Source organism: Phytobacter sp. MRY16-398, from assembly GCF_003925915.1.
Classification (GTDB): Bacteria; Pseudomonadota; Gammaproteobacteria; order Enterobacterales; family Enterobacteriaceae; genus Phytobacter; species Phytobacter diazotrophicus.
Map to the genome: position 1 here is coordinate 2766400 of NZ_AP018756.1, position 14615 is coordinate 2781014.

The following is a 14615-nucleotide window of genomic DNA, read 5'->3' on the forward strand; positions in this document are numbered from 1 at the left end:
AAGCTTCTTACTCGGGAATACGATTATGGTAAGTTCAGTGGATATCAAAAACGCAACAGATAACACACCTGTTATCAAACGTGTCGCCACCGCGTCGGCCATCGGTACCGCGGCGGAATATTATGATTTCTTCGCTTACGGTACGGCCGCTGTTCTGTTTTTTGGTCACCTTTTTTTCCCCAGTACCGATCCTCTTATCAGTACCCTGGCCGCATTTGCCACCTATGCTGTGGGCTTTTTAGCCCGTCCGTTAGGCGGCATTGTCTTTGGTCATATCGGCGATAAAGTCGGGCGTAAAAAAGCACTGGTTATCACAATCTTAATCGTCGGGCTGGGAACGTTCTGCATCGGCTTATTACCAACCTATGAAAAAATCGGTATCTGGGCGCCGGTATTACTCATCCTGATCCGCGTCTTACAAGGTTTTGGCGTCGGAGGTGAGCAGGCAGGGGCGGTATTAATGACCGCCGAATACTCTGTGCCGGCGCGCAGGGGCTTTTTTGCGAGCTGGGTACAAGTTGGTGCACCGGCTGGCTTCCTGTTGCCAATGGCCCTCTTTGCCTTACTCAACGGCGTTCTCTCACCAGAGGCGATGATGGATTACGGCTGGCGTATTCCCTTTCTGCTGAGCGCACTGTTGGTCATCGTTGGCCTGTTTATTCGCTTACGTATTGATGAGTCGCCGGTGTTTGCCAAAATCCGCGAAACCAAAGCGGTTGAATCCCGCCCGGTTGTCGAGGTTATCCGTCATTATCCGGGGATTGTGGTGAAAGGGGTGTGCGCGAAATTAATCGAAGCCTGTACCTTCGCCATGTTTACCGTGATTGTGCTGGCCTACGGTAAAGCAAATAACTTAAGCGCCAATATCCTGATGGATGCCATGATCGTCGCCGTACTGTTGGAAATTATTGCCATCCCGGCGATGGGGGCATTAAGCGACAAAATTGGCCGTAAACCGGTTTATATCGCTGGGGCATTATTGCAGGTGCTTGCCATTATTCCGTTCTTCCTCGCCATCAATCAGGACAGTTACTGGCTGACGCAGATTGCGATGGTCATGGTTATTACCTTTGGCCACAGCATGTGTTACGCACCCCAGGCATCGTTCTTCCCGGAATTATTCCCGACACATATCCGCTGCAGCGGTATCGCCCTGATCTGGCAGGTCGGTTCTCTGATTGGTAGCGGTGTTCTGGGGCTGGTGGCGGTGAAAATCCTGCAGATGACCGGTGGGCATTATTACGGTATGGCGGCGTATGTCATCGTATTAGGTGTGATTTCGGTGATTGGCCTGGCGCTAATGCCTGAAACCGCGCCACGCCGACGCCAGGGCGAATACCAACAGTGGGGACAACACTGATAATAAAACCAGACTTACGGCTCTTTTGTTGCCCCCTCTCTGGGAGGGGGAATGAATTCAGTAAAAACAAGCTGCAAAACCTCATCCTTCTTGTATGGTAGTTGACTTGAATCAAAGATGTCATACCAATCAAATGAGATGGTTTACAGCATGATGATGTCACTCACCGCAATGAAGCGATTTTTAACTATCAAATGAGTAAAACCATGGAAAATCAGCTGTTAAAGGCGAATGCCGCTGTTCCGGCATACGACCGTCAACGTCTTGTCCCGCGCATTGTGCATCTGGGATTCGGTGCGTTCCATCGCGCACATCAATCTGTCTATGCTGACATTCTGGCAACAGAGCATGGCAGCGACTGGGGCTACTGTGAGGTCAATCTGATTGGCGGCGAACAGCAAATTGCTGATCTGAAAGCGCAGGATAATCTCTATACCGTGGCGGAAATGTCTGCTGATGCGTGGACTGTGCGTGTTGTCGGTGTCGCCAAACGCGCACTGCATGCCGGGGTTGATGGTCTGGAAGCGGTTCTTGCGGCGATGTGCGAACCGCAGGTGGCGATTGTGTCACTGACGATTACGGAAAAAGGTTATTGCCACTCTCCGGCTACCGGGCAATTGATGCTCGATCACCCGTTTATTGCCGCCGATTTACAAAATCCGCAGCAGCCAAAATCTGCCGCCGGGGTGATTGTTGAAGCGCTGGCGCGTCGTAAGGCTAAAGGGCTGGCGGCCTTCACGGTGATGTCCTGCGACAACATGCCGGAAAACGGCCATGTCACACGTAATGTTATTTGCGCTTATGCCCGTGCGGTTAATGCAGAACTGGCCGACTGGATTGACGCGAACGTGACCTTCCCGTCAACAATGGTTGACCGTATTGTTCCCGCCGTAACAGCCGATACGCTGGATAAAATTGAACAACTGACCGGTGTGCGCGACCCGGCGGGCGTGGCCTGTGAACCGTTCCGTCAGTGGGTTATCGAAGATAACTTTGTGGCAGGTCGCCCGGAATGGGAAAAAGCCGGGGCTGAACTCGTCGCTGACGTGGTGCCATTTGAAGAGATGAAACTGCGCATGCTCAACGGCAGTCACTCTTTCCTCGCCTATCTGGGCTATCTGGCCGGTTACCAGCACATCAATGAGTGCATGGAAGACGACAACTATCGTCGCGCTGCCCATGCCCTGATGTTGCAGGAGCAGGCACCGACGCTGAAAGTGAAAGGGGTCGATCTGGCGCATTACGCGGACTTGCTGATTGCGCGTTACAGCAACCCGGCGCTGCGTCACCGTACCTGGCAGATTGCGATGGATGGCAGCCAGAAACTGCCTCAACGTATGCTGGATTCCGTGCGCTGGCACCGTGTCCATCAGCATGCCTTTGATCTGCTGGCGCTGGGGGTTGCAGGCTGGATGCGCTATGTGGGCGGTGTTGATGAGCAGGGCAATGCGATCGAAGTGAGCGATCCGCTGCTGGCTGTGATTCAGCAGGCTGTAGCAGGCAGTGCAGAAGGGGAAGCACGCGTTAACGCATTGCTGGGTATTGAGGCGATTTTTGGCACTGAGCTGCCGAAAGATGCGATCTTTGTTGAACAGGTAACGCGTGCCTATCAGGCATTGCTGGCGAACGGCGCGAAAGCCACGGTTGCACAGTACGCGGCGAAATTCTGATCTAAATGCCGCCTTCAGGCGGCATCACACCATTAGTGCAGGCCAAGGCGAATCAGTTCAACAGGTTCAAACTGGCCTTCACAACCTTCCACTTCTACCGTTTTGCTACGACGCAACTGAGCTGGCGTCATTCCATTGGCATGGATAGCGATAATTTTCCCGGTACGACCTGTGCCATTAATCATGACGCGGCTGCCGGTGGTGATTGCATTACGGTTACGATCATAAGTCATCATGGTGGTTTCTCCTTTTATCATCCGCAAAACATGCCGGGGCATAAGGCGTCCCCGTCACGGACGCCTTATGAAAACGCTTTTGCTAAGATGATTTTTTGTTTTTGATCAACGTCACACTTTTTAGCGCGCAAAAACAGCACAACGTTTCAAAAACAAAACAGGAGGAGGGGAATTACTCTTCGCTAAACCAGTCGCGATTTTCCTGGCTGATGAGTTTCACAGAACCGCTGATTTCCTGCAGATGGTGGGTCATCGCTTGATCCACCGCATCGGCGTCTCTTTTTTCCAGCGCATCAAAAATATCCTGATGCTGGCGCAGCAGCATTTCCGGAGGTGATACATGGTCAAGGCTCATATAGCGCACACGGTCCATGGTCGCTTTGAGGTTTTCAATGGTATCCCAGGCAAGTTGACAGTCGGCAATTTGCGCGAGTTTCTGGTGAAACTCATCATCCAACTGGAAAAAATCATTCAACTGCTTGCGCTCAATGGCAGTGCGTTGCTGATTGAGATTCTGCTCAAGCTGATAACAATAGCTGTCCGTCATCATCCCGGCGGCACGACGGGCGACCGCACACTCAATGGCCTGACGCACGAAGCAGCCGTTACGGACCTGAGCCAGGGAGATTTTATTCACATAGCTGCCGCGCTGGGGGCGGATTTGAATCAGACCGTTTTCCGCCAGCTTGATAAAGGCTTCACGCACGGGCTGACGTGAAACGTCAAAACGGATCGACACTTCTTTTTCAGAAAGCGGGGTTCCCGGCGGAATCAGGCAATGAACAATATCCCGACGGAGAATACGGTAAATTTGCTGGTTGACGGGTTGCGTCGGGTTGAGCTGGGTTTCAACGATCATTCGCACTTACTTTTTAAGAGGTTAACCCAGCTACCATACCATTAAATAGACGCCGTTCCCATACCCGGCCCGCAGGCCGGGGCGGGAAAATTAGCCTGCGCGATGTACGCTCAGACCCGCATAGGTCTGGCTTACTGGCATCATCTCCAGGGTATTGATATTGACGTGTTTTGGCAGCGTCGCCACCCACCAGACCGCCTCGGTCACATCTTCCGGTGTCAGGGCGTTGGTATTTTCATAGGTTTTTTCGGCTTTCGCGTCATCGCCTTTAAAACGCACATTCGAAAACTCCGTACCGCCCACCAGGCCCGGCTCGATATTGGTTACGCGAACGGCGGTGCCGTTAAGGTCGGTGCGCAGGTTCAGACTGAACTGACGCACAAACGCTTTGGTGGCGCCATAGACGTTACCACCAGCATACGGCCAGCTCCCTGCGGTCGAACCAATGTTGATGATATGACCGCGATTGCGCTCCACCATGCCCGGCAGCACCGCCCGGGTCATATAGACCAGGCCTTTGTTGTTGGTGTCGATCATGGTTTCCCAGTCATCCACATTGGCTTTGTGCGCAGGCTCGAGTCCCAGGGCTAACCCGGCGTTATTCACCAGCACGTCAATCTCTTTCCATTCAGCAGGCAGATTTGCCAGCATCTCTTCAATGGCTGCGCGGTTACGCACATCAACTTGCGCGGTAAACAGATTGTCGCCCAGTTCGTCTTTCAGCTCTTGCAGGCGCTCCTGACGGCGGCCTGTTGCAATGACTTTGTGTCCATTTTCAATAAAACGACGTGTGATACTCTCACCAAAACCCGCTGTTGCCCCGGTAACCAAAATTATCATCTTGCTGTTCCTCAACGCTTTTTGTGGTGTATTACCATAGCACGCACCGCTCGGTGGCGGTAACCTAAGTTAAGCCTGGCAAAAAATCTTCACTTTGTGCTACTGATAGATCATCACAGCCAATACCATGGATGTCTGGTCTGGGGTAACTAACCGCATTCAGGAGTAAATTATGTCGGTAACGAATCCTTTCTTCGATGTCAGCACGCTGCCTTATCAGGCACCGCGCTTCGATCTTATCCATCAGGATCACTATCGCCCCGCATTCGACCGTGGGGTTGAGGAAAAACGCGCCGAGGTGTCCGCCATTGCGCAAAACCCGGCTCCCGCCACGTTTGATAATACCCTTTTGCCGCTGGAGTGCAGTGGTGAGTTGTTGACGCGAGTGACCAGTGTCTTTTTCGCGATGACCTCCGCGCATACCAATGATTTTTTACAGCAACTCGACGAAGCCTTCTCCGCTGAACTGGCGCAACTGGCGAATGATATTTATCTCAATGACGCCCTGTTTGCGCGCGTTGAATCCGTCTGGCGAAATCGGGAATCAGCCGGTCTGGATGATGAGTCTTTACGGCTGGTCGAGGTGATGTATCAGCGCTTTATACTGGCTGGTGCGACGCTTTCCGCTGGCGATAAAGCGGTACTGAGAGCATTAAATACCGAGGCGGCGACGCTCACCAGCCAGTTTAATCAGCGCCTGCTGGCGGCAGACAAAGCCGGTGGTCTGGTGGTGGATTATCTCCATCAACTCGACGGACTGAGCGATGACGCTATCGCCGCCGCAGCCGATGCGGCGCGAGAAAAAGGGCTGACCGATCGCTGGTTGCTTTCACTATTAAACACCACACAGCAACCGGCGCTGGCCGCGCTGCGGGACCGTCAGACGCGCGAAAACCTGTTTACTGCCAGTTGGTCACGGACTTCGCGCGGGGATGCCAATGACACGCGCGCTATCGTATTGCGTCTGGCGCAATTACGGGCGCAACAGGCGTCATTGCTCGGCTTCCCGGATTACGCCAGTTGGAAAATGGCCGACCAGATGGCAGGCAATCCACAGGCCGCGTTTGATTTTATGCGCGGTATTGCCCCGGCGGCACGTGCCCGCGCTGAACGTGAACTGGCGGATATTCAGCAGGTCATTGATGAACAGCAGGGGGGCTTCACCGCTCAGGCCTGGGACTGGCCGTGGTATGCCGAACAGGTCCGACGCGCGAAATACGACCTCGACGAATCACAGGTCACCCCTTATTTTGCGCTCAACACGGTGTTGAGCGAAGGGGTGTTCTATGCAGCGAGCCAACTCTTTGGCATTCGTTTCGCAGAACGTACCGATATTCCTGTTTACCACCCGGATGTGCGAGTCTGGGAAATATTCGACCAGAATGATGAAGGGCTGGCGCTGTTTTATGGCGATTTCTTTGCCCGCGATTCAAAGAGCGGCGGCGCATGGATGGGGAATTTCATCGAACAATCGACGCTGCTTTCCACCAAACCGGTTATTTACAATGTCTGCAACTACCAGAAACCGGCCGCCGGGCAGACGGCGCTCTTATCGTGGGATGATGTCATCACCCTGTTTCACGAGTTTGGTCATACGCTGCATGGTTTGTTCGCCCGCCAGCGCTATGCCAGCCTGTCGGGGACCAATACGCCGCGTGATTTCGTTGAGTTCCCGTCACAGATTAACGAGCACTGGGCCAGCCATCCTGAGGTGTTCACGCGTTATGCGCGCCATTATCAAACCGGTGAGCCAATGCCGGAAGCGCTACGCAATAAAATGTTGCGCAGTACCCAGTTCAATAAAGGCTATGACATGACGGAGTTATTGAGTGCGGCTTTGTTGGACATGAACTGGCACAGTCTGGATGGCGTGACTCAGGTCAGCGATGTCGATGCCTTTGAAGCGCAGGCGATTCGCCGCGAAGGGCTTGATATCGCTGCGGTACCGCCCCGTTATCGCAGCAGCTACTTCGCCCATATCTTCGGCGGTGGTTACGCAGCGGGTTATTATGCCTATCTGTGGACGCAAATGCTGGCGGACGATGGCTTCCAGTGGTTTGTGGAGCAGGGCGGTTTATCCCGAGAAAACGGGCAAAGATTCCGCGAAGCGATTTTGTCGCGTGGCAATAGTACTGATTTAGCTGAACTTTATCGCCAGTGGCGCGGTCATGATCCGCAGATTGAACCGATGCTGAAAAACCGAGGCCTGAGCGAGTAGGGCCAGAAATAGCATAAAAAACCGGGCTGATGCCCGGTTTTTTATGCGTGATAATTAAATGCTACGCAAATGTTAAGTTAACGTGCTAACCGAAGCGGTGCAATGTGATTCAAGCGACATAGTTGATAATGAAATAATTTATTGATGTAATAATTCATTAAGTATGTCTACCTTTAATCGATGGTCTCGTGACGTTAGACTATTTTTTAATGTCGCCTGATCTCCATAGTATGTTTTGTTTTTTTCGGCTGTAAGGGAGGGATAAAATAAATCCGGAAAGCACGACGCTTTGATGAGTGTTATGTGCTCTCAGATTATTCCTGAAATTAAGATGCCAGCCAGGGTGATGTAATAATTACATTCCACTCAGGTATCTGTTGATTAATGTGAATGAAAAATGAGGAAAGTCCTTTTATTTATCAAAGATAAACCTGCTGAATTAATCGATGTCAGACCGTATGAACGTAAGATTAATTGTATCTATCCCGGCGCGGTTGTAAAAAGCCTGGCGATAGAGATTAGCTTTGTGACGTTTAGCAATGGTAAATGTGGCGCCATCTCTTTTGTGGCCGACCGTTATGTTTCTCAGACGCAACTATTAGAGGCCTATAATAAGCTGGTACTCAACGGCGAGTAATTATGTTCCGTGGGCCTGCATGACGACAGCAGGCCGCATAATTTGCCAAAAGGGTGTGCCAGAGTGCCGCAGAATCTGCCTAAGCGCCTCGTACATGTGGCGACATTTTGCGCCATGAGGAAAAAAGATTCAGTGTCCCACCCCAGAATAACCCATCAACAAGTCCGGTAATAACGCCGAACAGGGCGCTGAATTGTACGGCATAGTGTGCTTCCGGATGCAACGACAACCAAACCAGCAAACAATATTTCGAGCCAAAGCCCATGATAATAAAAATCAGTGTCAGAGGCGTGCCCGCGCGAATAATTCTGTCGCTATGCGGTTTGTTTTTTAAACGAGGCTGGTTTTTCCATAACCGCCACCCGGCCACAATACCCAACGCAAGTCCGCTAAACATGCCCACTAATGAGGCAACATTAAAATTAAACTCTTCCTTTAAACCCCATACTCCCCAAATCAGAAAGAGTAGCGGTAAAATAAACAACTGACTGATATTCATTTCTCTCTCTGAGAGAGCGGCATAACCCCGCATTATAAGAAAAGCAAAAAGTATCCATACCCACAGCGGGGTATGACTGAGGATGGTGAAAATAGTCATGGTTATTCTCCTGGCTGAATGTTTACCCGGCAGAAGTATGTCTGGGGCCAGATAAGAGCAACACGACACCCACACGACAGCGGGCTGACAGCAACACGACAGGGCGTTATTCCGCGCGAAAGAACCTGTTGCAAGGGAAGTGATACGTCCTGTAACGACATCGTTTTTGTTTAGTCGGCATAAGGTGCGTTAAACTCTCCTCCCTTGTTGGTAGATGACATTGCAAAAAATGATTGTTCCTGGTTCATCAGATGTGCAAGTTCCAGAAACGGAACTGGCACGCAAAAGCATGTTCAAAGCGTTGCTGTACCGTGACCGGACGCCCGTCGCCGTATTAATTTGTGCTGCTATTGTTGGCACGCTCGTAGGGTTTGCTGGCGTCGCATTCTTTCGCGCCGTCAATGCCGTGCAGCACTGGCGAATAAGTTTTCTGCAGCAGGCTGACTTAAGCGGGTGGGCGCTATGGATTATGGCTTTTATTATCTCCGGGCTGCTGGCGGTGATGGGCTATTTTCTCGTCAGGCGTTTTGCGCCTGAAGCATCGGGCTCCGGTATTCCTGAAATCGAAGGCGCGCTGGAAGAGTTACGCCCTGTACGCTGGTGGCGTGTCATACCGGTGAAGTTTTTTGGCGGTATGGGAACGCTCGGCGCAGGCATGGTGCTCGGGAGAGAAGGGCCAACCGTTCAGCTCGGTGGTAATATTGGCCGAATGGTCTCTGACCTGTTGCGGATAAAACATGGTGAGGCGCGCCATTCATTGCTGGCAACGGGGGCGGCTGCCGGTCTGGCGGCAGCGTTTAACGCACCGCTGGCGGGTATTCTCTTTATTCTCGAAGAGATGAGGCCGCAATTTCGCTATAACCTTATCTCCATCAAAGCCGTTTTTATTGGCGTGATCATGGCAAGCATCGTATTTCGCACATTTAATGGCGAAAGCCCGGTCATCGCCGTAGGGCAGTTATCCAATGCGCCAGTCAATACGCTGTGGCTCTATCTCGTGTTGGGGATGTTATTTGGCCTCGTCGGCGTATTATTTAATCGCCTCGTCTTTCTTTTTCAGGATGGTTTTCAGCATATCTATGGCGGGCGAACATGGCGAACCCTGGTGGTAGGGGGATGTATAGGCGGCGGATGTGGCATCCTTGCGCTGCTTTATGCGCCAGGGGCCGGAGGCGGCTTTGAATTGATCCCCGATGCGGCCAGCGGCGGCTTTACGTTTTATGCATTAATCGTGATGTTTCTGGTCCGTCTGCTTACAACGCTGCTCTGTTTTTGCTCCGGGGCGCCTGGCGGAATTTTCGCGCCAATGTTGGCGTTAGGTACCGTGCTCGGCACCGCCTATGGTGTGGGTGTCGCGGAGTTGTTCCCGGCCTATGGGCTTCAAGCCGGTACGTTTGCCATTGCCGGGATGGGGGCGTTATTTGCTGCGTCCGTTCGTGCTCCGCTAACGGGGATCGTCCTGGTACTGGAAATGACAGATAATTATCAGCTCATACTGCCGATGATTATTACCTGCCTCGGTGCGACGTTACTCGCACAATTTCTTGGTGGGAAACCGTTATATTCTTCGATTCTGGCGCGTACTTTGGCAAAACAGACGGCGCCAGAAGGCTCGGTGCCCTCATAACCTGCTCTCCGCACTGGTTCGACGGCCATTCGCTGGTGCCGTCGAACCCCTTGCCTGTTTGGTTCCGGTTTCGAAACGGGCAGTACACTGTGATTTTCTGAATCTGGATCTTCTTCCCGATAATTAATTCTTGTTAATCAGCGTCATACTGTGCTGATAATAGCAATGCAACGTTATTGCCAGGCTATATATTAAAAGTAATTTAATAGAAGTAATCCGTACTAAAACCCGTTCAAGAGAGGGAGTGCGCGATGGACTATTTTTTCTTGATTATAAACAGCGTAATGGCCGGTGCGCCTGGGTACTTCCCAGATGCTATCAGGGTGATATCTGAACGGTCAGGCGAAAAATTAATAACGCTTTCCGCTATCCTCCTCCAGCCTGTTGCCGCGCAAAAACTGACGGATGTACACCGACAGCAAATAAATAATATTCGCGGAAATATCATATTACTTGCGGAGCAAGACGACCTGGAAACATTCAAAATGAAAGTTAAGGCGTTTTCCAGACAAAATGGTTTAGTCAGTTAAATATTCAACAGGAATGATGATATATTCAATTGTCCATTCATAAGAATCAGGATTTTCCATGAATGGCAAAAAATTAATTAATCAGGCAGCAAAAGAGGAAATGCATAAATCATCGTTAAAAGCGTCGCCGCAGGACCTGAAAGCGACGCTTTTATTACCCGTACTCAGACGTTTATTTGACGCTTTCATCCATGGTCACATTCATTGTGATGCCGCCTTTGTTATTTGGATCGTCAGTATAGGTTATCAGCACATCTTTGCTGGCGACACATAATCCCTCCTCGTTTGGTGTAGAAGAGACGTATCCCCCGTTATTAAACTCGACGGTGGTTGTCGTTACGCCGCCGTTTTCGGTCTCAGTAATGAAGAGGGAACCGCCATGCGTGACATTGACGGTTGTGATCACACCAATGACCTTATGTTCACCGGACTCAGGATCAAAAGAAATTTTCGGCATTTTTCTCTCCTCGCGCAGACAGGCTATCTGCATTCACTTTTTATCCCATATTTATATTAACGGCCTGGTGGGAAAGAAGTTGAGTTTTTTCGCTATCTATTTTCGATGGGGTAGTTAAGAATGTGTTTACTTTGCATTAATTCGTTATGGCGCACATACGCGGCGGGCCAGGCTGGTGAAACGTACCTTTTGCGGCTAAACTTAAACGGTTCGGTATGGCAAGCCGACAAACAATCGTTCTGACGTGATGAATCCCCCTCAGCGGTGGGGCTGGTCTTCATACCATGCAAGTCGCGAATAGCGAATGCGTTTCTGACTGACCGTCAGGAACACCGGGAGGCACCCGGCATCACGGTTTCCACATCCTGAATGACTCAATTCTCCTGTTGGGTCTTTATCTTTTGCCGCGTATTTTGAGTGACCTTGCATAGCACTCATTCCGGCGAGTAACTCGCAGAGTGTACCCATGAAAGAGGGTTATTACTGGATCCAGCACCAGGGTATTGTGCAGGTGGCTTACTATACCCATGATAAAGTTGAGAATATGGATACAGGAAAAATAATGACCGGTGTCTGGCGCCTTACGGAAGGGTTTGAGATCTGTCATGACGTTGAAATAGAGATCGTTGGTGGACCGCTTGCGTCCCCAATGAAAGGGTAAATTTATTTGACCATGGCCTGCCTGGATAAGCGGGCCTGTCAATTTGGGCTGTGTCTACGTTTGGCAGAAATGTATTATCACCAGGAAGACGTAAATACGAATCTAAGAAATGTGAACGCTACTATTTCACTCCTCATTTAAGCGGATATACTTCTGATAAGTCGCGTATAAAAGGAGTAAGCCAATGATTTACTCATCCATAAAAACGCACTATCTGTCAGCCGAATCCGGCGATCGCCTTGTTCGTTATGATGTTATTACGACAGATGCTGATACGTATTTAGTGAAGGTCATCGACGAGCAAAAAAGCACGCTGTCTGATCCTAAACCGCTAATCCTCATCGACCAGTTTCGCGTAACCCGTAGTGATTATTTTGAACACTACGGTATTCACGTGGTGCAACAGGCGATAACGTTCAATTTACCCCCCTCATTTGAAGATTATCTTCTGCTTTACTGCCAGCGACACCGAAACAAGTACGAATAGCACCAGGCCGACAAAAGGCGGCTGCTTCGTTAAAAGGAGCCACTGCCGTTATACTTACCTTTAGTCTTTTGACGCAAAGCTGGCTTGTTTAACCCAAAGGAGAGTGATGATGAGACCGAAAATCACGCCGGAAGAGATCGCGTTACTGGTAGAGGATTTAGATATGCTGGGTGAACAAAACCTTGTGGGTATTGAAGCCTATGAAGCACTCTATCTGCTGGAGATGCGCCGCCAGACAGCAAAACTTAATGATATCAAGCGGGCACTGGAAGCCGAAGAGGAGTGAATTTCCGGACTCACGGACGCCCCCGGTTGTTGGTGGGGAGGCCGCACTGTTTATCAACATCATCTGACCTCTCTGACGCCAGATGATGTTTTTACTTTTTACTCACCGGACAGATCAACTCACGGATAATCGCTATCTTCTGCTGCGGTGACAGCCAGAGGCATTGTGGCATCCATGCGGGTTTTTGTTGTTCGGTGAACGCGTTAAGCAGTTGATTGAGCCAGCTATCGATATTCATACGTACCTCCTTAATGGTTAACGTGAGTGTACGCAACAATTACGGAACAAAAACTGAGCTTATTAAATTTACTGTTCCGCATTTAATTCCCTGAATGTGCCGACCGATATTGTCCAACCCACAGGCGCAATAAGCTGACACAAAGATATGGTAAATTACCGCCTCCACTAACAACGGAGTGTTGTAATGAAAGCGATTGGTATCTTTTGTGGTTCATCTTCCGGGGAAAATCCGCTGTATATCGAAACGGCGCGCTATGTGGGCAAAACCCTCGCGGCGGCCGACATTTCTCTTGTCTACGGTGGCGGTAAGGTTGGTCTGATGGGCGCCGTTGCCGATGCCTGCCTGGCGCACGGCGGCCACGTGGTGGGGGTTATGCCGCGAGGTCTGTTTGAAAAGGAGATCGCGCACCAGGGGCTGAGTGAACTTCACGTCGTGGAAAATATGCACGAGCGAAAAACCAAAATGGCGGCGCTATCGGATGGCTTTATCGCACTGCCTGGTGGTGCGGGTACGCTGGAAGAGATTTTCGAGCAGTGGACCTGGGCACAACTCGGTATTCACCACAAACCCTGCGCATTCCTGAATATCAACGGTTATTACGATCCGCTACAGGCGATGGTGGAGAAAATGGTTACCGAGGGATTCATGCATGCCCGTTACGCCGATATGCTGCCGTTTTCCACCGATGTCGAAAGTGTCGTAGCGTATTTTCGCAACTATCAGGCGCCTGCGAGTAAGTGGGTGAAAAATTAATCGTATTTAAGGGCGCTGCGCCGGGCGCTCCCGGCCAGTGCGCGCAGGAAAGCGTATCATGCCACACACCATACATCCCGTTGCCGCCGTACTGGGGGTGATCGTCCATGAATCTCGTGTACTGCTTGTACGTCGCTCTAACCCACCTGACGCAGGTTTTTGGGGTTTTCCGGGTGGAAAAATCGAGGCAGGCGAAACCATAGAACAGGCCGCGTTGCGTGAAGTAAACGAAGAGACCGGGCTGAGGGTTATTTACCAGTCGACGGATGTGCCCCTGGAAGCATTCGATTACAACGCCGCCGGCGAGCTTCGTTACCATTATCTGCTGATCCCGGTCGTTTGTGCCTGGCAGGGGGGAGAACCGATTGCCGCGTCGGATGTCTTTGAAGCGCGCTGGTTTGACGCTGCGGCGTTACTGAGCGGTGATTTTTCTTTCAGTAAAGATGTCGTGGAACTGGCGATAAAACAGATAAACCCTGCTCACGCGTGAATGGGGATGTTGTCGCAGTGACGATTATCACCGCTGGCGGGCTGCAACGTTCAGGGCTGCGGCCCGTCAATCCGGTGCCCCTTCATGTAAGGGCGTTATGTTTTGCTTGCGTCTTTCTTCTTTTTGAAAAGAGACGTTGCCGCCGCCGTCATAACGCCTATCAGCGGCATAGCAATAGTGCCTGCCAGGAAGTTATTCTGATCGATTTCCTTTTCCCGGCGAATATCAGCAAAACGGGCAAGCGCCTGTTTTTCATTCGCGGCGATGACCTCTTCAAACTGCTTTTCATAACCCTGCTCAGTCAACTGAAATGCACGTTGTTCATCTGATTTTTTCAGAGCAACGGTATGCTTACCCTTTTTAAAAAAACAGTACTCTGGCATGGGTGCTCCTTAAGGAGAGAGGTGATTAAGCACAACTAGAATAACAATTTTAAATACGCCTGGCACCTGCGGGTGAATAATTTTTAAATCTATTTAACTCATCGTGTGCCGACAAATTCGCGCGCAGAATTTAAAAACGCTTAAAAAAGAGCGTAAAAGGACGCTGAATTTTTCCTCCGGAATATATCTTATTTTCCACGCGCACCGAATGTTATTGTGACGGGACGCGAGAAACGTCATTCCGACCGCCACAAGAGACAACCGGCGCGGTGCTATCCACGC

At 50.8% G+C, this 14615-nt stretch carries 17 protein-coding genes; 10 read left to right on the top strand and 7 right to left on the bottom strand.

Annotated features, from left to right (window positions below; all coding sequences use genetic code 11):
- The first annotated feature begins 25 nt into the window (after window positions 1-25).
- Window positions 26-1360, top strand: coding sequence for an MFS transporter (locus tag MRY16398_RS13725; protein WP_125124600.1), 1335 nt, complete (start codon window positions 26-28; stop codon window positions 1358-1360).
- A gap of 206 nt (window positions 1361-1566) precedes the next feature.
- Window positions 1567-3030 carry a mannitol dehydrogenase family protein gene (locus MRY16398_RS13730; RefSeq protein WP_125124601.1) on the top strand — a complete coding sequence of 488 codons (1464 nt, stop codon included), beginning with the start codon at window positions 1567-1569 and terminating at the stop codon, window positions 3028-3030.
- 32 nt (window positions 3031-3062) lie between these two features.
- Here MRY16398_RS13730 and ydfZ read toward each other — a convergent pair whose 3' ends face one another.
- The 3 genes from ydfZ to ydfG all read right to left on the bottom strand — a co-directional run bounded on the left by ydfZ (window position 3063) and on the right by ydfG (window position 4965).
- Entirely contained in the window at window positions 3063-3266 is a 204-nt protein-coding gene (gene ydfZ, locus MRY16398_RS13735; RefSeq protein WP_039078879.1) for a putative selenium delivery protein YdfZ, read from the bottom strand.
- Between the two features lie 172 nt (window positions 3267-3438).
- On the bottom strand, window positions 3439-4125 hold the full coding sequence (locus MRY16398_RS13740; RefSeq protein ID WP_039078880.1) for a GntR family transcriptional regulator: 687 nt from the start codon (window positions 4123-4125) through the stop codon (window positions 3439-3441).
- 90 nt (window positions 4126-4215) lie between these two features.
- Entirely contained in the window at window positions 4216-4965 is a 750-nt protein-coding gene (ydfG, locus tag MRY16398_RS13745) for a bifunctional NADP-dependent 3-hydroxy acid dehydrogenase/3-hydroxypropionate dehydrogenase YdfG (protein ID WP_039078881.1), read from the bottom strand.
- Between the two features lie 172 nt (window positions 4966-5137).
- Here ydfG and dcp point away from each other — a divergent pair, with 172 nt between their 5' ends.
- Window positions 5138-7183 carry a peptidyl-dipeptidase Dcp gene (gene dcp, locus MRY16398_RS13750; protein WP_125124602.1) on the top strand — a complete coding sequence of 682 codons (2046 nt, stop codon included), beginning with the start codon at window positions 5138-5140 and terminating at the stop codon, window positions 7181-7183.
- Window positions 7184-7899: 716 nt separating this feature from the next.
- Here the strand turns inward: dcp and MRY16398_RS13755 are convergent.
- On the bottom strand, window positions 7900-8418 hold the full coding sequence (locus MRY16398_RS13755; protein ID WP_071194291.1) for a DUF6622 family protein: 519 nt from the start codon (window positions 8416-8418) through the stop codon (window positions 7900-7902).
- Between the two features lie 229 nt (window positions 8419-8647).
- Between MRY16398_RS13755 and clcA the strand changes: the two genes are divergently transcribed.
- Window positions 8648-10045 (top strand): H(+)/Cl(-) exchange transporter ClcA, encoded by a 1398-nt coding sequence (gene clcA, locus MRY16398_RS13760; protein ID WP_039079142.1) that lies wholly within the window; start codon window positions 8648-8650, stop codon window positions 10043-10045.
- A 251-nt stretch (window positions 10046-10296) separates the two neighbouring features.
- The gene (locus MRY16398_RS13765) at window positions 10297-10575 is read left to right on the top strand and encodes a hypothetical protein (protein ID WP_079498210.1); all 279 of its coding nucleotides are present in this window, start codon (window positions 10297-10299) and stop codon (window positions 10573-10575) included.
- Window positions 10576-10747: 172 nt separating this feature from the next.
- Here MRY16398_RS13765 and MRY16398_RS13770 read toward each other — a convergent pair whose 3' ends face one another.
- Window positions 10748-11032: a hypothetical protein gene (locus tag MRY16398_RS13770; RefSeq protein ID WP_039078886.1), complete on the bottom strand. Its 285-nt coding sequence runs from the start codon at window positions 11030-11032 to the stop codon at window positions 10748-10750.
- A gap of 466 nt (window positions 11033-11498) precedes the next feature.
- Between MRY16398_RS13770 and MRY16398_RS13775 the strand changes: the two genes are divergently transcribed.
- The 3 genes from MRY16398_RS13775 (at window position 11499) to MRY16398_RS13785 (ending at window position 12466) form a co-directional block, all read left to right on the top strand.
- A complete protein-coding gene (locus MRY16398_RS13775) occupies window positions 11499-11693 on the top strand; it encodes a hypothetical protein (RefSeq protein ID WP_071194289.1) in 195 nt (64 codons plus the stop codon).
- A gap of 184 nt (window positions 11694-11877) precedes the next feature.
- Complete coding sequence (locus MRY16398_RS13780; RefSeq protein WP_039078888.1) at window positions 11878-12180, top strand: hypothetical protein; 303 nt, start codon at window positions 11878-11880, stop codon at window positions 12178-12180.
- Window positions 12181-12286: 106 nt separating this feature from the next.
- The gene (locus MRY16398_RS13785; protein ID WP_125124603.1) at window positions 12287-12466 is read left to right on the top strand and encodes a hypothetical protein; all 180 of its coding nucleotides are present in this window, start codon (window positions 12287-12289) and stop codon (window positions 12464-12466) included.
- A 91-nt stretch (window positions 12467-12557) separates the two neighbouring features.
- Here the strand turns inward: MRY16398_RS13785 and MRY16398_RS30605 are convergent, their stop codons facing one another.
- Window positions 12558-12704: a hypothetical protein gene (locus MRY16398_RS30605; protein WP_172600650.1), complete on the bottom strand. Its 147-nt coding sequence runs from the start codon at window positions 12702-12704 to the stop codon at window positions 12558-12560.
- A 186-nt stretch (window positions 12705-12890) separates the two neighbouring features.
- Here MRY16398_RS30605 and MRY16398_RS13790 point away from each other — a divergent pair, with 186 nt between their 5' ends.
- The gene (locus MRY16398_RS13790) at window positions 12891-13460 is read left to right on the top strand and encodes an LOG family protein (protein ID WP_039078889.1); all 570 of its coding nucleotides are present in this window, start codon (window positions 12891-12893) and stop codon (window positions 13458-13460) included.
- 58 nt (window positions 13461-13518) lie between these two features.
- Complete coding sequence (locus MRY16398_RS13795; protein WP_125124604.1) at window positions 13519-13950, top strand: NUDIX hydrolase; 432 nt, start codon at window positions 13519-13521, stop codon at window positions 13948-13950.
- Between the two features lie 95 nt (window positions 13951-14045).
- On the opposite strand, the gene MRY16398_RS13800 is transcribed toward MRY16398_RS13795, so the two are convergent.
- Window positions 14046-14333, bottom strand: a complete 288-nt coding sequence (locus tag MRY16398_RS13800; RefSeq protein WP_125124605.1) for a hypothetical protein — start codon at window positions 14331-14333, stop codon at window positions 14046-14048.
- Between the last annotated feature and the right edge of the window lie 282 nt (window positions 14334-14615).